Origin of the sequence: Bradyrhizobium sp. MOS002, from assembly GCF_003020115.1 — a bacterium.
In the GTDB taxonomy this organism is placed as follows: domain Bacteria; phylum Pseudomonadota; class Alphaproteobacteria; order Rhizobiales; family Xanthobacteraceae; genus Bradyrhizobium.
On record NZ_PYFX01000002.1, the window covers coordinates 168,324 to 184,847 of the forward strand.

Annotated in this window: 16 protein-coding genes; 8 read left to right on the forward strand and 8 right to left on the reverse strand. The window is 64.0% G+C overall.

The genetic code is table 11. From position 1 onward, the window contains the following. Window positions 1–29: 29 nt before the first annotated feature. On the reverse strand, window positions 30–914 hold the full coding sequence (locus tag C7G41_RS05475; protein WP_106941616.1) for a LysR family transcriptional regulator: 885 nt from the start codon (window positions 912–914) through the stop codon (window positions 30–32). 112 nt (window positions 915–1,026) lie between these two features. Between C7G41_RS05475 and C7G41_RS05480 the strand changes: the two genes are divergently transcribed. From C7G41_RS05480 to C7G41_RS05495, 4 genes are all read left to right on the forward strand, one after another. Further along, window positions 1,027–2,391, forward strand: coding sequence for an FAD-dependent oxidoreductase (locus C7G41_RS05480; RefSeq protein ID WP_106941617.1), 1,365 nt, complete (start codon window positions 1,027–1,029; stop codon window positions 2,389–2,391). 33 nt (window positions 2,392–2,424) lie between these two features. After that, window positions 2,425–3,429 (forward strand): ABC transporter substrate-binding protein, encoded by a 1,005-nt coding sequence (locus C7G41_RS05485; RefSeq protein WP_106941618.1) that lies wholly within the window; start codon window positions 2,425–2,427, stop codon window positions 3,427–3,429. 277 nt (window positions 3,430–3,706) lie between these two features. Further along, window positions 3,707–4,480: an ABC transporter ATP-binding protein gene (locus C7G41_RS05490; RefSeq protein ID WP_106941619.1), complete on the forward strand. Its 774-nt coding sequence runs from the start codon at window positions 3,707–3,709 to the stop codon at window positions 4,478–4,480. Further along, window positions 4,473–5,297 (forward strand): ABC transporter permease, encoded by an 825-nt coding sequence (locus C7G41_RS05495; protein ID WP_106941620.1) that lies wholly within the window; start codon window positions 4,473–4,475, stop codon window positions 5,295–5,297. The genes C7G41_RS05490 and C7G41_RS05495 overlap by 8 nt, the downstream gene beginning before the upstream one ends. Window positions 5,298–5,483: 186 nt before the next feature. On the opposite strand, the gene gtdA is transcribed toward C7G41_RS05495, so the two are convergent. Then, entirely contained in the window at window positions 5,484–6,524 is a 1,041-nt protein-coding gene (gtdA, locus tag C7G41_RS05500) for a gentisate 1,2-dioxygenase (protein WP_106941621.1), read from the reverse strand. A gap of 94 nt (window positions 6,525–6,618) precedes the next feature. On the opposite strand from gtdA, the gene maiA reads away from it, so the two are divergent. Both maiA and C7G41_RS05510 read left to right on the forward strand, forming a co-directional pair. Next, on the forward strand, window positions 6,619–7,251 hold the full coding sequence (maiA, locus tag C7G41_RS05505; RefSeq protein ID WP_106941622.1) for a maleylacetoacetate isomerase: 633 nt from the start codon (window positions 6,619–6,621) through the stop codon (window positions 7,249–7,251). Beyond that, window positions 7,241–7,750 carry a MarR family winged helix-turn-helix transcriptional regulator gene (locus C7G41_RS05510; RefSeq protein WP_106941623.1) on the forward strand — a complete coding sequence of 170 codons (510 nt, stop codon included), beginning with the start codon at window positions 7,241–7,243 and terminating at the stop codon, window positions 7,748–7,750. Before maiA ends, C7G41_RS05510 begins: the two co-directional genes overlap by 11 nt. Window positions 7,751–7,959: 209 nt before the next feature. Here the strand turns inward: C7G41_RS05510 and C7G41_RS05515 are convergent, their stop codons facing one another. From C7G41_RS05515 to C7G41_RS05530, 4 genes are all read right to left on the reverse strand, one after another. Further along, the gene (locus C7G41_RS05515; protein WP_106941624.1) at window positions 7,960–9,573 is read right to left on the reverse strand and encodes a benzoate-CoA ligase family protein; all 1,614 of its coding nucleotides are present in this window, start codon (window positions 9,571–9,573) and stop codon (window positions 7,960–7,962) included. Further along, entirely contained in the window at window positions 9,570–10,709 is a 1,140-nt protein-coding gene (locus tag C7G41_RS05520; protein WP_199198200.1) for an FAD-dependent monooxygenase, read from the reverse strand. The genes C7G41_RS05515 and C7G41_RS05520 overlap by 4 nt, the downstream gene beginning before the upstream one ends. A gap of 242 nt (window positions 10,710–10,951) precedes the next feature. Then, on the reverse strand, window positions 10,952–11,797 hold the full coding sequence (locus C7G41_RS05525) for a cysteine rich repeat-containing protein (protein ID WP_106941625.1): 846 nt from the start codon (window positions 11,795–11,797) through the stop codon (window positions 10,952–10,954). A gap of 236 nt (window positions 11,798–12,033) precedes the next feature. Then, complete coding sequence (locus tag C7G41_RS05530; protein ID WP_106941626.1) at window positions 12,034–13,035, reverse strand: NADP-dependent oxidoreductase; 1,002 nt, start codon at window positions 13,033–13,035, stop codon at window positions 12,034–12,036. 208 nt (window positions 13,036–13,243) lie between these two features. Here C7G41_RS05530 and C7G41_RS05535 point away from each other — a divergent pair, with 208 nt between their 5' ends. Together C7G41_RS05535 and C7G41_RS05540 are read left to right on the forward strand one after the other, a co-directional pair. Next, on the forward strand, window positions 13,244–14,539 hold the full coding sequence (locus tag C7G41_RS05535; RefSeq protein WP_106941627.1) for a dicarboxylate/amino acid:cation symporter: 1,296 nt from the start codon (window positions 13,244–13,246) through the stop codon (window positions 14,537–14,539). Window positions 14,540–14,551: 12 nt separating this feature from the next. Next, on the forward strand, window positions 14,552–15,472 hold the full coding sequence (locus C7G41_RS05540) for an amino acid ABC transporter substrate-binding protein (protein WP_106941628.1): 921 nt from the start codon (window positions 14,552–14,554) through the stop codon (window positions 15,470–15,472). A gap of 69 nt (window positions 15,473–15,541) precedes the next feature. Here the strand turns inward: C7G41_RS05540 and C7G41_RS05545 are convergent, their stop codons facing one another. Both C7G41_RS05545 and C7G41_RS05550 read right to left on the reverse strand, forming a co-directional pair. Next, window positions 15,542–15,907: a nuclear transport factor 2 family protein gene (locus C7G41_RS05545; protein ID WP_106941629.1), complete on the reverse strand. Its 366-nt coding sequence runs from the start codon at window positions 15,905–15,907 to the stop codon at window positions 15,542–15,544. Between the two features lie 165 nt (window positions 15,908–16,072). Then, a complete protein-coding gene (locus C7G41_RS05550; RefSeq protein WP_007599359.1) occupies window positions 16,073–16,423 on the reverse strand; it encodes a RidA family protein in 351 nt (116 codons plus the stop codon). Between the last annotated feature and the right edge of the window lie 101 nt (window positions 16,424–16,524).

Below are 16,524 nucleotides of genomic sequence, written 5' to 3' on the forward strand. Positions count from 1 at the left end.
GGCGATTCCGCGGGTGCCAACGAAACGGCCTACAGCACCGGCGACAGCGAGCTCTTCAATTCGCGCAATAGCGCCTGAACCGCTGCAGCCTGGACCCGTCGCTCGGGAATGGTGGCCTTGACCCATAAATCGGGGATTGGAAAATCCGGCAACACGACCTGCAACGTGCCTTGGCGGAGTGCCTCTTCCGCAAGGTAGTGCGAGATGAAGGCGATGCCGTTGCCGGCGATCGCGCTTTTCACGAGCACGTGGCCCTCGTTCGAACTCAACAGCGGCCGCACCTGAACGGTGATACGGTCGCGCGGCCCATCGAACACCCAGTCCGGGCCGGTGGGAAGAAAACTCAGGCAACGATGATCGACCAGATCGCGCGGGTGTCGCGGCATGCCGTGCGTGCTGAGATAGGCCGGCGACGCGCACAACAAGCGCTTCAATCGGCATAGGGGTTCGTCGACCACACCGCCGAAAGAATGCGGGAACGCACCGATGGCGATATCGAAGCCTTCCGTCACCGGATCGACGGGACGGTCGATCAGAACGATTTCGAGTTTCAGCTTCGGGTTTTGGGTCTGGAATGCGCTGAACACATCGGCAAGCCGGGCGATCGTCAGCGATGTCGGTGCCTTGATGCGCAGATGGTCGATAAGATCATGTCCTTTCTCGCCCATGCGCGACAGGAGATCGCCGACATCGGCGACGACGCTCCGCGCCCGGTGGACATATTCCTGGCCGGCCGCGGTCAGGCGCAATTGCCGCGTCGAGCGATGAAACAGCGGCGTGCCGATCCGTGTCTCCAATTGGGTGACCCGTTTTGCGACCACCGAAGTCGCGACGTCGAGCTTTCTTGCCGCGGCGGAAAATCCGGCCGCGTCCGCGGTGGCGAGGAACGCCTGAAGGTTTACCAGGATGTCCATCTCTAGCCTTTCGCGATTCGAGAAAGGTGATCCCTTATTTTGGTAGATTGTAGTCTGACTTGCGTTAATTCATAGTCGGCCCAAGCAAGAGATTTCAGGGACAGGACGCGCCATGCAGGCCACGACGATCGAAGAACCGGCGCGCCAGGTGCCGCTCTACGGCGAATATGAAGTTGTCGTCCTCGGCGGCGGTCCGGCCGGTATCGTGGCGGCGGCCTCAGCTGCGCGCGCGGGGCGGAAGACGCTCCTGATCGAGCGCTACGGCTTTCTTGGCGGCATGGGGACCGCTGCCGGCGTCACCAACTTTTGTGGTTTGCATGGCAATGTGTACGGCCAGGCCCACCGGCTGGTGCAGGGCATGGCGTCCGAGCTGTTGGCGCGGATTGACCATTTGAACGGCCTCAACGCGCCGCATCTGATCCTCGGCAAGGTCTTCGCCCAGGCCTACGACACCGCCGCTTACAAGATCGCGGCCGACCAACTGCTCGCCAGTCACAAGGTGCACATCCTCTTCCACGCGCTCGGTGCCGGCGTCGTGATGGGCAACGATCGGCGCATCGATGCGCTGATGGTCGAGACCAAGGCCGGCCGGCGGGCGGTGCGGTCGGAGATCTTCATCGATTGCTCCGGCGACGGCGATCTCGCGGTCTGGGCCGGCGCGCCGTTCGAATTCGGCGACGAGCACGGTCATCCGATGTACCCGTCGATGATGCTCCGTCTCAACGGCATCGATCCCGCGAAGGCCGGCGATGCCTGGCGCACCATCCCGCAATTGATGGAGCAGGCCACCGCAGCCGGCACCCACACATTCCCGCGCAAGAGCGCGATCGTGCGGCCGCAGAAATCCGGCATCGAATGGCGGGTGAACTTCACGCAAGTGGCGCGCGAGGACGGCCATGCCATCAACGGCATCGAGCCTGACGATCTCACCCGCGGCGAGATCGAGGGCCGCAAGCAGGCGCTTGCGGCGTTCGAATTCCTGCGCACCGTGCCGGGCTTTGAAAAATCCTACATCGTCGACCTGCCGCCGCAGCTCGGCATCCGCGAAACCCGCCGCATCACGGGCGGCTATCAGCTCAGCGGCGAGGATGTGCTCGGCTGCGCCTCGTTCGAGGATTCCATCGGGGTCAATGGCTGGCCGATCGAGGCCCATGTTCCCGGCGACGTCGTCTTCACCTTCCCGCCGATCCCGGAATCGCGCGGCTATAACGAGCTGCCTTACCGCATGCTGGTGCCCGAAGGGGTCGATAATCTGCTGGTCGCCGGCCGCTGCGCCTCGATGACCCATGAGGGCCAATCGGCGGCCCGGGTCTCCGGTGCCTGTTTTGTGATGGGAGAGGCGGCCGGTTCCGCCGCCGCGCTGGCGCTCTCCGGAAACCGGATCCCACGTGACATCCCTGTTGAAAAGCTGCAGGAAACGTTGAAACAACAGGGCGCCTTCATCGGACGGGACCAGCCCGTGCCCGAAGGCCTGTAACCGACTGCAAGATAACGACGGCGAGGAAACGAAATGACCGGGATTGTGCGGCTCGCGCTAGCTGGCCTGATGGCGATCACAGCGATGGGCACCGCCCGAGCCGAGGACGCGCTGAAGGCCAGAATCGGCGTGCTCAGGCTATCCTCCTCCGCGCCGGTCTTCATCGCGCAGGACAAGGGCTATTTCCGCGAGGCTGGCCTCGATGTCGAGCTGAAATTCTTCGATGCGGCGCAGCCGATCGCGGTGGCCACCACCTCCGGCGACATCGATTTCGGCGTCACCGCCTTCACCGCCGGCCTCTACAATCTCGCCGGCAAGGGCGTGCTGAAGGTGATCGGCGGCATGAGCCGCGAGAAGGCCGGCTATCCCCTGATCGGCTATTTCGCCAGCAACAACGCCTATGCGAGCGGCCTGAAGACGCCGAAGGACCTCGCGGGCAAGCGCGTGGCGATGACGCAGGTCGGCTCCTCCTTTCACTATTCGCTCGGCCTGCTTGCCGACAAATACGGCTTCAAGCTCGCCGACGTGAAGATCGTGCCGCTGCAATCGCTGTCGAATGCGGCAGCCGCGCTGAAGGGCGAGACCGTGGATGCAGCGCTGCTGCCGATCTCCACCGCGCGAAAGCTGATAGACGACGGCGGTGCGAAGTTTCTCGGCTGGGTCGGCGACGAGACACCCTGGCAATTGGGCGCGGTGTTCGCCTCACCGAAGACGCTGACCAACAAGGTGCTGGTGACGAAGCTGCTCGGCGCTTTGGCAAAGGCCGACCGCGAATATCACGACGTCATCCTTGCCACGATGAAGGACGGTGTCGCGCCGATCAATGACAAGACAAAGCCGCTGCTGGAGATCATCGCCAAGTATACGAACCTCCCGGTCGAGCAGGTGGTCGGCAATTGCGCCTACATCGATCCCGACGGCAAGCTGGATGTGAAAAACGTCGACAACCAGATCAAATGGCTCCAGGAGCAGGGTTTTGCCGACAAGGGCTTCGATGCGAATGCGATCATCGCCAAGGAATTTGTGCAGGCGGATTGATGCATCGTTCTCCTAACCATCTCCGTCATCCTGAGGTGCTCGACTTGCGGCGCGCCGCAAGTCGAGCCTCGAAGGATGCACGGCCCGGATGCAGCCGGGCCGTCGCTATTGCAAGGCCCTCGGTGTCGTCCCGGCGAAGGCCGGGACCCATACGCCGAGTGGGAGTTGTGGCGCAAAGTAGTCATCGCCTGTCTTCGCCAAATTCAATTTGGTGGTTATGGGTCCCGGCCCCCGTGCGCAATCGCGCACTAGGCCGGGACGACACTGAGGCCATGACATGGACCTGATCGCCAGCCACATCACCCATCGTTTCGGCGATCTCGCCGTGCTCGACGACGTCTCGTTCACCGTCAGCGCGGGCGAGGTGGTGGCGATCGTGGGGCCCTCGGGCTGCGGCAAGAGCACGCTGCTGTCGATCCTGGGTGGGCTGTTGCTGCCGACCTCCGGCGCGCCTGAGCTGCGTGGATCGCCGCCGGCGGACAGTCTCAATCCGCTCACCTTCGTGTTCCAGGATTTTGCGCTGCTGCCCTGGGCCAATGTGGAAGAGAACGTCGAATTCCCGCTGCTGCACACCCAGCTCTCGACCGTGCAGCGCCGCGCGCTGGTCGACGACGCCTTGCGCCGAACCGGCCTGACCGATTTTCGCAAAACCTATCCCAAGCAGCTTTCCGGCGGCATGCGCCAGCGCGTCGGCATTTCGCGCGCGCTCGCGGTGCGCCCCGCCATCCTGCTTATGGACGAACCGCTGTCGGCGCTGGATTCGCAGACCCGCGAACTGCTGATGGAGGATTTCGTCCGGTTGCTCGCCGATGGTGGCATGGGCGCGGTCTATGTCACGCATAATCTCGAAGAGGCGGCGCGGCTTGCCGATCGCATCGTCGTGTTGTCGCGGCGTCCTGGCCGTATTCGCGAGGTCGTGAGCGTGCCGATGACGCGCACTGAGCGCGGTGACATTGCAGCCCGTGAAAAGCTGCTCGCGCTTCAGAACCAGATCTGGTCGCTGATCCGCAACGAGGCGATCGACGCCGAGCGCGAGGTCCAGCATGCTTGATCGCGCGCCAGTGGGAACATCTGCGAAGGATGAAACGGTCCGGCGCGTCCGCTTTCGCGGCACCGGCTTCGTGCCGGCGAGCAGCCGTTTCGGCGGCTGGATCGCGCTCGCGCTGGTCATTGCGATCTGGCAGGCCGCCGGCAGCACCGGCCTCGTCAATCCGCTGTTCCTGCCGCCGCCATCGGCGATCGCGCGGGCGATCTACCAGCTCGCGATCTCGGGCGCGCTGTGGCATCACCTTTCCGCGTCGCTCCTGCGCATCGGTGTCGGCTGGCTGCTCGGCACGGCTGCCGGTGTCGCGGTTGGCTTTGCCATCGGCCTGTCGCGTCTGGCGCGCAGCGTCGGCATCACCTTCATCTCGGCGCTGTTCCCGATCCCGAAGATCGCGCTGCTGCCGCTGTTGATCCTCTGGCTCGGTATCGGCGAAGAGCCGAAGATCGCGACCATTGCGCTCGGCGTGTTCTTTTCGACCGCGATCTCGGTCTATAGCGGCGTCGACGCGGTGCCGCGCAACCTGATCCGCATGGCGCAGAGCTTCAACGTGCCGTTCGCGACCATCGTGCGCAAGGTGGTCTGGCCGGGCGCGCTGCCCGCGATTCTCGCCGGCTTTCGCATCACGTCGTCGGTGGCGCTGCTGCTCGTCGTCAGCGCCGAGATGATCGGCGCGCAATACGGCATCGGCGCGTTCGTGCTTCAGGCCGGCAATTTGATGCAGACGGATCAGCTGCTCGCGGGCGTGGTGATCCTGTCGGTGTTTGGGTTGATGGTGGGAAGGGTGATCAACTGGCTGGAGATACGGCTGCTGCACTGGCGGTGAGGCTGGCTCGCACCGCAATCTCCGCCGTCGTCCCGGCGAAGGCCGGGACCCATACCGCGTGATTTATCGGGAAAGGGCGGTGTTCGTACCGAAGAACAACTAAGAGCCTTCGCCAAACTTCTCCCTGGGGTTATGGGTCCCGGCGTTCGCCGGGACGACAGGGGAGAGCGTGGCCAGCAGCGTGCCTCACGCATTCCCGCGATCTTCCCGGAACAAATCCAGCTTCTGCTGCACGGGTCGATCCGAGAAGCTGAACAGCACCGCGTCCATGTCGGCCTCGTGCGTGACCCATTGCCAGCTCGGCACCACGAACAAATCGCGCGGGCCCCATTCGAAGGTCGCGTCCCCGATGCGGGTGCGGCCGTGGCCTTCGATCGGACAGAACACGGTTGCGTCCGTCGCGCGATAGCGCGCGGTCTTGAAACCCTTCGGCAGCAGCTGGATGAACGTGCCGATGGTCGGCATCGCGAAGTCGCCGGTTTCGGGATTGCTGAACTTCAGCTTCAGCCCGTGACAGGCGTCCCACTCCTGGCTCGCGCGAGCTTTCTCCAGTGCCTCGCGCGTGTAGGCATAGGGATAGCTGAAGATCGGCGAGGTCTTCGAGCTCCGCTTCACGTCGACCGGCAACAGATTGTGGCCGTAGCGCGCAAAGCTGTCGCCGGCGGGCCTTGTAATCTTCTGCTGGTCCTCGTTGGAGCCTTCCGCGAAGGAGCAGTCGAAGAACTGCACCAGCGGAATGTCGAGACCGTCGAGCCAGAACATCGGCTGGTCGGTCTCGTTGGAATGATCGTGCCAGGTCATCGACGGCGTGATGATGAAGTCGCCGGGCTCCATCGCGGTGCGCTCGCCGTCGACCGCGGTGTGGGCGCCCTTGCCTTCGAGCACGAAGCGCAGCGCCGACTGGCTGTGCCGGTGGGCGGGCGCGACATCGCCGGGCACCACCATCTGCACGCCGGCATAGAGCGACGTGGTGATTTTCGACTGCCCGCGCAGGCCGGGATTTTCCAGCACCAGCACGCGCCGCTCGGCTTCTTTCGCCGTGATCAGCTTGCCGGCTTCGGTCATGTAGTCGCGGATAACGTCGAATTTCCACAGATGCGGCCGGCAGGCGCTCTTCGGCTCCGGCGTGATCAAATCGCTCATGACGGTCCAGAGCGCGGTGAGATTCTCGCCGTCGATCTTCTTGTAGAACGCCTCGCGTTCCGGCGTCTTGGTCACGGCTTCCATGGTGCGGCTCCCGTCGTTGTTTTGTTGATTGACAGTATACTTACGATCTAGGTAGCGTCAACGTGGCGAACAAGAATGAAACGGGAGGGTTCCGATGAAGCTGCACGGTTATTTCCGCTCCAGCGCCGCCTACCGGGTACGAATCGCGCTGAACCTCAAGGGCCTCGGTGCCGAGCACCTGCCGCATCACCTTCGCAAAGGCGAGCAATGCGCGCCCGCCTATCTCGCCATCAATCCGCAGGGCCTGGTGCCCGCGTTGGAGAACGATGCAGGCGCGGTGCTGACCCAATCGGTCGCCATCATCGAATGGCTCGACGAAACCCATTCCAACCCGCCGCTGCTGCCGAAGGATGCGTTGCAGCGCGCCAAGGTGAGGGCGTTCGCGCTGGCGATCGCCTGCGATACTCACCCCGTGCAGAATCTGAAGGTGCTGGCGCGGCTGCGCGAGCTCGGGCTGCCTGAGGAGAAGGTTCAGGACTGGGCGGCCTGGGTCAACCGCGAGGGGCTCGCGGCCTGCGAGACGCTGATCAGGGACGAGCCCGGCCCGTTCTGCTTCGGTGAAGCGCCGACGCTCGCCGATCTCTGCCTCGTGCCGCAACTCGCCAATGCGCGCCGCTTCGGCGTTGACGTTTCCGCCTATCCGCGTCTGCTCGGGGCGGAAGCTGCGGCCAAGACGCTGCCGGCGTTCGCCGACGCCGCGCCGGAGAAGCAGCCCGATGCCGAGTAAGCCGCTTCCGATCACGATAGACGCGGTTTATGCCGCGCCGGGCTATCTGTTCCGGCGCATGCAGCAGATCGCGGTCTCGATCTTCATGGCGGAGTGCAAGGCGTTCGACCTGACGCCGGTGCAATACGCGGCGCTGATCGCGATCCACACCCATCCCGGCATCGACGCGACGCGGCTGTCCGCGGTGATCGCCTTCGACCGCTCCACGCTCGGCAGCGTGATCGAGCGGCTTCAGGCCAAGGATTTTGTCGAGCGGAGGCCGGCGCCGGAAGACAAGCGGATCAAGCTGCTCTATTTGACAAAATCAGGCGCGGCGATCCTGCGCGACATTATCCCCGCCGTCGAACGCGCCCAGGCGCGGATGCTCGAGCCGCTCAAGCCGGCGGACCGCAAAGCGCTGATGGGGCTCCTGGTGCAGCTCGTCGATCTCAACAACGAGGCGTCGCGGGTGCCGCTACGAGCGGAGGACGCGCTGGAGCATCTGGGGAAGACGGGGTGAGGGGGGATGTGAGTTTGTGACGATAGAGGCGCCTCATCCTCAGTGTCGTCCCGGCCTAGTGCGCGATTGCGCACGGGGGCCGGCACCCATACGCCGAGGCAGCGGTGACAGCGCGAGAAGGTCATTGCCTGTCTTCGCCAAACCAAATTCGGTGGTTATGGGTCCCGGCCTTCGCCGGGACGACAGCGAGAGTGTGGTTACAGCCTTCCTCACATCCTCAACAACGCCTGCCGGTCGATCTTCCCCGTGCCCGTCTTCGGCAGCTCGTCGATGAAGATCACTTCACGCGGATATTTGTAGGGAAGCAGCTTGCCCTTGACGTAGTCCTGTAGCCTGCGGGTCGCCTCGCTCTGGTCGGCGGCGCGGCTGTTCATCACGACGACCGCCTTCAGCGTCATGCGCCGGTCCGGCAGCTCGGCGGCGAACACCGCGCATTCGCGGATGTCGGGGTGGTCGGCGAGGCACAGCTCGACCTCGAGCGGGTAGACCCACTGGCCGGAGATCTTGATGAGATCGTCGGCGCGGCCGCGGAAGAAATGAAAGCCGTCGGCGTCGCGGACGAAGCGGTCGCCGGTGTAGATCCAGCCGCCCTGCCGAATCGTTTCGGCGGATTTGTCCGGCCGGTTCCAGTACAGCGGCGTGTTGGAATCGCCGCGCACCCACAAGATGCCTTCCTCGTCGTCGGCGACATCGCGGCCGTCCTTGTCGCGCAACGCGACCTCGTAGCCGGGCACGCGCAGGCCGGCGGCGCCGAGCTTTTTCCGCTCAGGGCGGTTGGAGAGATAGATGTGCAGCACCTCGGTAGAGCCAAGGCCTTCGACGATCTCGAGACCGGTGAGCGTCTTCCAGCCGTTGAAAACGTCGGCCGAGAGCACTTCGGCAGCAGAGAGCGCCATGCGCAGCGACGAGAAGTCGGTCTTGTCGGCACCCTCGGCCTTGGTCAGCGACGTGTAAAGCGTCGGCAGGCCGAAGAAGACAGTCGGCTTGTACTGCGCGATCGCCGAAAAGATCGCCGCGGGTTTCGGCTGGCCCGGCAACAGCAGCGTCGTGGCGCCCGCCGAGAACGGGAAGGTGATCGCGTTGCCGAAGCCATAGGCGAAGAAGATCTTCGGCACCGAGAAGCAGATGTCGTCCGGCGTCAGCTTCAAGACGTTCTGCGCAAAGGCGGCCTCGCTATAGGCCATGTCGTGCTGGAGATGCACGATGCCCTTGGGCCGGCCGGTCGATCCGGACGAGTACATCCAGAACGCCATCTCGTTGCGATGCGTGTCGGCTTCCGCGAGCTCAGTTGGAAATTGCGGGAGCCAGCCGGCGGCAGGAATGGCGTTCGGTGCGGCGTGATCGCCCACCGCGCCATTGACGACGACCAGCGTATGCAGGGCGGTGTCCTTGCAAGCTTCAGCGTTGAAACGTGCACAGAACTCGGCATCCGCCACCGCGACAGAAGCGCCGGAATCGGCGAGATAGAATTGCAGCAGATCCGGCGGCGTCAGCGTGTTGATCAGCAGCGGTACGAGGCCGGCGCGCACCGCGCCGAAGAACGCGGCCGGATAGGCCGGCGTATCATCGAGGAACAGCAGCACGCGATCGCCGCGCTTGAGGCCCAGCGAGGCAAAGCCATTGCCCCAGCGGCAGGCTTCCGCGCAGAGCTCGGCATAGGTGCGCGTACCCGCGGGGCCAAGGAGCGCGAGCTTGTCGCCGCTTCCTGTTGCGAGATTGTCGAACAGCACGCGGCTGGCATTGTAGACCTGCGGAACGGCGAAGCCGATCTCGCGCGCGCCGGCGCAGTCGGCGGGCACCTGGTCGTCGATCTGGGCGCTCATGCCTGGTCCCCGCCGTTCTTGGCGGCTTCGTAGCGCGCCATGAACCCCGGCGACATCGTGCGCAGGCGAGAGTCGTCGATGCGGCCCGAGCGGGTGATGTAGCTATAGGCAAAGTCCATCAGGCCTTGCTGCATGTGCTGAGCAAAGTGCTCGTACCAGAAAGCGCTGGTCCGCGCGGCGTTGACGAGCTTCTGCACCACCGGCTTTCGTGCGGCCTGGTAGCGATGCAGGGCGGTGGACAGATGCGCATCCGACTCCAGCGCCTTGACCAGCGCAATGGCGTCCTCGATCGCGAGCCGCGTGCCCGAGCCGATCGAGAAATGCGCCGAGTGCAGGGCGTCGCCGAGCAGCACCATGTTCTTGAACGACCAGTGCTCGTTCCAGACCCAGGGGAAGTTGCGCCAGACCGATTTGTTCGAGACCAGCGAGCGGCCGCCGAGCGTGTCGGCAAACACCTCCTCGCAGACGCCCTTGGACTGCTCCACATCCTTGTAGGCGAAACCGTAGGCCTGCCAGGTCGAGTGGTCGCATTCGACCAGGAACGTGCTCATGGTCGGCGAGTAGCGGTAGTGGTGGGCGTTGAAGGCGCCGCGGTCGGTCTTCACGAAAGTCTGCGACAGCGTGTCGAAGCGCTTCGAGGTGCCGTACCAGACGAACTTGTTGGAGGAGTAGGACAGCGAGGTGCCGAAATCGCCCTCGAAGGCGCGGCGCACCAGCGAGTTCAACCCGTCGGCGGCGACGATCAGATCGTGGCCGTTGAGCTGGTCGATCCCATGAATTGGCGTGTCGAAGCGCGGGGTGACGCCGGCATCGAGCGCGCGCTGCTGCAGGAATCGCAAGAGCTCGAGCCGGCCGATCGAGGAGAAGCCGACACCGTCGATGGCGACGCTATCGCCGCCCAGGTTCAGCGTGATGTTCTCCCAGCTCTCCATGTGCGGCGCGATCGCGTCGACCGTCTCGGGGTCGTCGGCGCGCAAAAATTCCAGCGCCTGGTCCGAGAACACGACGCCAAAGCCCCAGGTCGCGTCGGCCGGGTTCTGTTCGAACAGGTCGACCTGATCCTCGGGGTGACGCTTCTTCCAGAGATAGGCGAAGTAGAGCCCACCGGGCCCCCCGCCAATCACGGCGATCCGCAACGTCTGTCCTCCCTGATTGACAGTATACTTACTATCTAGGGGTAGACTAATGTGCTCCGGCTTCCCGCGCCAGCGGAATTATCGGCGAAGCGCGCGGCACGCCGAAGCTCATGCCTGGACACGCGTTTGGCGCGTGTCCGAAGCAGTGACGTGCGAAGCATAGACAAACCGCGCCGGCTTGGCCATCCGCAGGTCAGCTCACCAGCGCCGTGGTGCGGCGGGCCGCCGGATGGCTCGCTTCTCTAGCGTGCAGCAAACGGCGCCAGCACGTCCTTGCAGGCGGGCGACAGCGAAGCGGCATTGTTGGCAACGCATTGGATGATCCGACCGCCACCTGGCGCCACGCTGCCGCACAGCGTGCGGACATCCTCGCGACATGCGGACTGGACGATGAACAGCTCTTCGCGTGGCCGCAGCGGGCGCAGCACGATCACGGCAGGCGCGGCTGCCGGTGCAGCTGCCGCCGCAGGAGCGGCGCCCGCAGGTGCCGCCGTTGCTGCCGCGCCACCGCCGGCCGCGGCGCTCACGGCCTTCTCGCAGGCCGGCGAAACCTTTGCCTTGTTCTTCTCGAGGCATTCGAGTGCGGGCGCGCCGCCCGGCGGCACGCTGGCGCACACCTTGGGATAATCGGCGCGGCACGCGCTCTTGACGGCAGCGACCTGCGCGCTGCTCGGCTGTTTGGCTGCAGCGGGCTTGGGCGCGGCTGCGGCAGCCGGCTTTGCGGCGGGAGCGGTGTCAGCCTTCGGTGCGGCGGGCGCGGTCTCCGCCTTGGGTGCAGCCTCCTTGGGTGCAGCTTCGGTCTTCGGCGCGGCTTCGGTCTTCGGCGCCGCAGCTGGCTCGACGGCGCGAACCGCGGTTTGGCATCCCGATGACAGGCTGGACATGTTCTTCTGCAGGCATTGATAGGCTTCCACGCCGCCGGGCGTGACGCTCGAACAGTGCGCCATGAAGTCCGAGCGGCATGCGGAGCGGATCGCGCTCTTCTGCGCCTCGGTCGGTGCTTGTGCGAATGCGCCTGCTGCAGTTGCGAAGAGAGCCGCCGCCAGCAACGCCCCGCGTGCTGACGTATGTTTCAACGTGTTGAACATCCGAGTGAATTCCTGCCCTGTCGGTGACGCCGACAATTTTTTCAAATGTGATGCAAACAATCGTCGCGGGTGACGCCGCATGCGGCATCATTGGCCGCCTCGACCTCTACCGCAAGTAGATATTGCCGTCGCAATTGCGACGCAACTAAAACATGTTCCGGAAAACTGTGCTGCGTTTTTCCCTTACGCAAACGCGGAACGCGTTTGCGCGGAGATCATGCTCAAACAATACGTCCTCAGAGCTTGACCATGCGCTTGCCGCGGTTCTCGCCCGCCAGCAATCCGATCAGCGCCTTCGGCGTGTTCTCGAGGCCGTCGATGATGTCCTCCTGCACCTTCAGCTTGCCGGATGTGACCCAGGCCTGGAGGTCGGCGAGCGCACGTTGGCTTTCCTTCATGTAGTCCATCACGATGAAGCCCTGCATGACGAGCCGCTTCACCACGATCAGGCCGGGCACGCCGCGCGGGCCGTGTGCTGAGGGCGCGCCGTCATATTGCGAGATCGCGCCGCAGCAGGCGATGCGGCCGTAATTGTTCATCTGCGGCAGGCAGGCTTCGAGAATGTCGCCGCCGACATTGTCGAAATAGACGTCGATGCCCTTCGGAGCCGCCGCGCGCAACGCCTTGAACACCGCGCCGTCCTTGTAGTCGACGGCGGCATCGAAGCCGAGCTCGGAGGTCAGCCAGCTGCACTTGTCGGCGCCGCCGGCGATGCCGATGACGCGGCATCCTTTGATCTTCGCGATCTGCCCGACGATCGAGCCGACCGAACCTGCGGCAGCGGAGACCACGACCGTCTCGCCCTCTTTGGGCTTGCCGATCTCCAGCAAGCCGAAATAGGCGGTGAGGCCGGCGATGCCGAACACGCTGAGCAGATGCGTCATCGGCTCGAGCTTCGGCATCTTGGTGAGTTGCTTGGCAGGCACTGCCGCCAACTCCTGCCAGCCGGTGTCGCCGAACACGATGTCGCCTGGCGCAAGCCCCGGCGCCTTGGAGCTGATGACCTCGGCGATGGCGCCGCCGGCCATCACGCTGTTGGCTTCGACTGCTGAACGATAGGTCGCGCCGTGCATCCAGGCGCGGTTGGCGGCGTCGAGCGAGATGTAACGCACGCGTAGCAGGGCCTCGCCGTCCTTCGGCTCAGGCATCGCACCTTCGACCATCTTGAAGTGCTCTGGGCCGAGCTTGCCGCTGGGCTTTTCCACCAGAAGAATCTGGCGATTGACGCTGCCACTCATGATGTTTCCCCTTCGCTTGTTTGACGATTATTGATGCAGCTGCCGCAAGAAAAACGTGCAAGCCGCATTCGTTGTGCGCTGCATGAAGGCTAGATCGCGAGCGCCGGTTGCGCAACGGGAACATCCGCCCGGCGATCGCACGCCAAGCGTGTTGCGTCATCGTCATATCTGCGACATCATGAAGCGGCCGATGTAGCGGGGGTATTCAATGTCGAACAGGTTTACGCAATTCATTCTGGTGGCGATGGTGCTGGGCATCATCATGGGCGCGGCGATCTACAATCTCCTGCCCGACACACGGGGCGACTGGGCCTCGTCCATCAACCTGATCGCCGTGATTTTCCTGCGCCTGATCAAGATGATCATCGCGCCGCTGGTGTTTGCGACCCTGGTCGGCGGCATTGCTCATATGGGTTCGGGCTCCAAGCTCGGTCGCATCTTCGCCAAGACCATGGGCTGGTTCATCAGCGCCTCTTTCGTCTCGCTGATGCTCGGTCTCGTGATGGTCAATCTGCTACAGCCCGGCGCGAATTTCCCCGGTACGCTGCCTGACAAGGCGCAGTCGACCGGTCTGCCGGTTTCCGCCTTCTCGATCGAAAAATTCCTGACCCATCTGATCCCGACCTCGATCGCGGATGCGATGGCGCAGAACGAGATTTTGCAGATCGTGATCTTTGCCGTGTTCTTTTCGGTCGCGATGGGCTCGATGCCCGAGCGCTCCAAGCCGATCCTGGCGCTGATCGACGACATCGGCCACATCATGCTCAAGGTGACGGGCTATGTGATGCTGTTTGCGCCGTTCGCTGTCTGGGCCGCCATCACCGCGACGGTTGCGAAGAACGGCCTGCTGGTGCTCTGGAAGCTCATCGTCTTCATGGGTGGCTTCTATCTCTCGCTCGCGCTGCTGTGGGGCATCCTGGTGGTCGTGGGCTTCATCGTGATCGGGCCACGCTACGCCCATCTGCTGAAGCTGATCCGCGAGCCGCTGATGATCGCGTTCTCGACCGCGAGCTCTGAAGCGGCCTATCCGAAAACCCTGGAGGGGCTGAACAAGTTCGGCGCCTCATCGCGGATATCGAGCTTCGTGCTGCCGCTCGGCTATTCCTTCAATCTCGACGGCACGATGATGTACTGCACCTTCGCGAGCGTCTTCATCGCGCAGAGCTATCACATCGACATGCCGCTCGGCACGCAGCTCGCGATGCTGGCGACCCTGATGATCACCTCGAAGGGCGTTGCCGGCGTGCCGCGCGCCTCCCTCGTGGTGATCGCCTCGACGCTGTCGCAGTTCGGCATTCCCGAGGCGGGGCTGTTGATGATCATGGGCATCGACACCTTCCTCGACATGGGCCGCAGCGCCACCAACGTGATCGGCAACACGCTCGCGACCTCGGTCGTGGCCAAGTGGGAAGGCGAGCTCGGGCCCGAGCACGAGCTTGAACCGGGCGATGCCGTGCCGGGTGACATGATCCCCGGCGAAGTGCCTGCGATGGCCGGCCATTGATCGGAGTGCATCATGCGCCTTTCAATGGCGATATCGGGCGGCCTCTGGCTGGCAGCATGCCTGCTGGCCACGGGTGCCTCCGCCCAGACCGGTGGCAGCGAAGGGCTTAGCCCGACGCTGTCGGCGATCAAGACAGCGCACACCGTGCGGCTCGGCTATCGCGAGAGCTCGCCGCCGTTCTCCTTCCTCGACCAGGCCAACCGGCCGATCGGCTACAGCCTCGAGCTCTGCGAGGCTATCGTCGAGGAGATCGGCGTCGAGGTCGACGATCCCAATCTCAAGATCGCCTACGTCAAGGTCACCTCGGATGACCGCATCGACGCCGTGCTCCAGAACAAGATCGACCTGGAATGCGGCTCGACCACGGCCAATGCCGAACGCGGCAAGCGTGTCGCTTTCTCACCGCTGATGTTCGTCGCCGGCACCAAGCTGATGGTGCCGAAGGCGTCCAGCGTCCAATCACTGACTGACCTGAAGGGCAAGACTATCGTGGTGACGAAGGGCACCACCAACGAGCAGGCCATCCAGGCGGCCGACAAGAAGTCTTCGTTGGGGCTGACCATCGTTGTCGGTGCCGATCATGAACAGTCGTACCAGATGCTCGTCGACGGCAAGTCCGATGCGTTCGCGACCGACGACATCCTGCTGTCCAGCCTGATCGTGCGCCACAAGGCACAGGACAAGTTTCGCGTCACCGGCGATTACCTGTCCTACGACCCCTACGGCATCATGTTCCGCAAGGGCGAACCGCAGTTGACGGCGGTGGTCGATCGCACCTTCCGCAAGCTCGGCTCCAACCACGACCTCGTCCCGCTCTACAACAAATGGTTCACCGCAAGACTTCCGACCGGCGAACGGCTCAACGTGCCGATCTCGCTGCAGCTGGAGGAAGCCTTCAAGGCGATGGACGATTCCGCCAGCGCGAACAACTAGCGCCTGCCCGACGAGCGCCGCTGCGCCCTCTCCCCAAGGTGAGTGGGCGCAGCAACGATCAGCGCGCGCTCACGCGCCCGCGGGCACCTGGTCCAGAAATCCCGTGATGCTCCTGATGCGGCCGTCCTTCAGTACGGCGAAATCCGTCCCCTTGATCGGACTATCGATGCCATCGGGACCAAGGCCCCAACTGAAGCGGACATGATCGCCGTAGCCGTTGGGCTCGCCGATCAGCTTGAACTTGAAGTCGGGGAAGCGCTGCTGCACGCCTGCGATCAACGCATCGACGCCGTCATGGCCGTCGCCCTTCATGAGGGGATCGACATAGCTCGCATCCGCCGCCCAGTTCTGGCTCAACAGTTCGCGCCGGCGGCCGGCTGCGCGTTCATTCCAGAGATCGATGTAGCGGCGGGCGATGGTGATGGGGTCGGTCATGGTCGTCTCCTTCGATGGCGCCGTGTCGTTCGGCTGACCTGACTATCGAAGGTTTGCGCGCGCTGATCGATTACCTCGGAGGTCATGCGCATAATCCGGGAAAGTGTGAAGCGGTTTCCCGATCGGATCATGCGCCGACAAGCGCGCGCAAATGTCGTCGCGAACTTACTTCGCCGCCGTGACCATGATTTCGACGGTGTATTGTGCTGCCGCGAGCTTGGCTTCGACGGTGGCGCGTGCCGGTGTGTTGCCGGGCGAGACCCAGGCGTCCCACACCGCGTTCATCTCGCCAAACGTCTTCATGTCGGTGATGTAGATCGTGGCCGAAAGAAGTTTGGACTTGTCAGTGCCGGCCTTGGCGAGATGGCTGTCGATGGTCGCCAGGATGTCCTGGGTCTGCTTCGTCACGCTTTCGCCGGCGGCGTTGTTGGCGACGACACCGGCGAGATAGACGGTGTTGCCGTGCACGACGACCTGGCTCATGCGCGGGCCGGTTTCAAGACGCTGAATGCTCATTGGGGTCTCCTTCGAATGGCGGCCCTGTCTAGCGCAGCGGCCTTGTCCGTGCCACCCCGGGCACGCATGCGTTGCCGGGCACGCATGCATCGGTGGCTATG

Excerpts from the sequence above, each read along its gene's own strand:
- C7G41_RS05475 (WP_106941616.1), bottom strand. The coding sequence starts at position 914 with ATGGACATCCTGGTAAACCTTCAGGCGTTCCTCGCCACCGCGGACGCG.
- C7G41_RS05480 (WP_106941617.1), top strand. The coding sequence starts at position 1,027 with ATGCAGGCCACGACGATCGAAGAACCGGCGCGCCAGGTGCCGCTCTAC.
- C7G41_RS05485 (WP_106941618.1), top strand. The coding sequence starts at position 2,425 with ATGACCGGGATTGTGCGGCTCGCGCTAGCTGGCCTGATGGCGATCACA.
- C7G41_RS05490 (WP_106941619.1), top strand. The coding sequence starts at position 3,707 with ATGGACCTGATCGCCAGCCACATCACCCATCGTTTCGGCGATCTCGCC.
- C7G41_RS05495 (WP_106941620.1), top strand. The coding sequence starts at position 4,473 with ATGCTTGATCGCGCGCCAGTGGGAACATCTGCGAAGGATGAAACGGTC.
- gtdA (WP_106941621.1), bottom strand. The coding sequence starts at position 6,524 with ATGGAAGCCGTGACCAAGACGCCGGAACGCGAGGCGTTCTACAAGAAG.
- maiA (WP_106941622.1), top strand. The coding sequence starts at position 6,619 with ATGAAGCTGCACGGTTATTTCCGCTCCAGCGCCGCCTACCGGGTACGA.
- C7G41_RS05510 (WP_106941623.1), top strand. The coding sequence starts at position 7,241 with ATGCCGAGTAAGCCGCTTCCGATCACGATAGACGCGGTTTATGCCGCG.
- C7G41_RS05515 (WP_106941624.1), bottom strand. The coding sequence starts at position 9,573 with ATGAGCGCCCAGATCGACGACCAGGTGCCCGCCGACTGCGCCGGCGCG.
- C7G41_RS05525 (WP_106941625.1), bottom strand. The coding sequence starts at position 11,797 with ATGTTCAACACGTTGAAACATACGTCAGCACGCGGGGCGTTGCTGGCG.
- C7G41_RS05530 (WP_106941626.1), bottom strand. The coding sequence starts at position 13,035 with ATGAGTGGCAGCGTCAATCGCCAGATTCTTCTGGTGGAAAAGCCCAGC.
- C7G41_RS05535 (WP_106941627.1), top strand. The coding sequence starts at position 13,244 with ATGTCGAACAGGTTTACGCAATTCATTCTGGTGGCGATGGTGCTGGGC.
- C7G41_RS05540 (WP_106941628.1), top strand. The coding sequence starts at position 14,552 with ATGCGCCTTTCAATGGCGATATCGGGCGGCCTCTGGCTGGCAGCATGC.
- C7G41_RS05545 (WP_106941629.1), bottom strand. The coding sequence starts at position 15,907 with ATGACCGACCCCATCACCATCGCCCGCCGCTACATCGATCTCTGGAAT.
- C7G41_RS05550 (WP_007599359.1), bottom strand. The coding sequence starts at position 16,423 with ATGAGCATTCAGCGTCTTGAAACCGGCCCGCGCATGAGCCAGGTCGTC.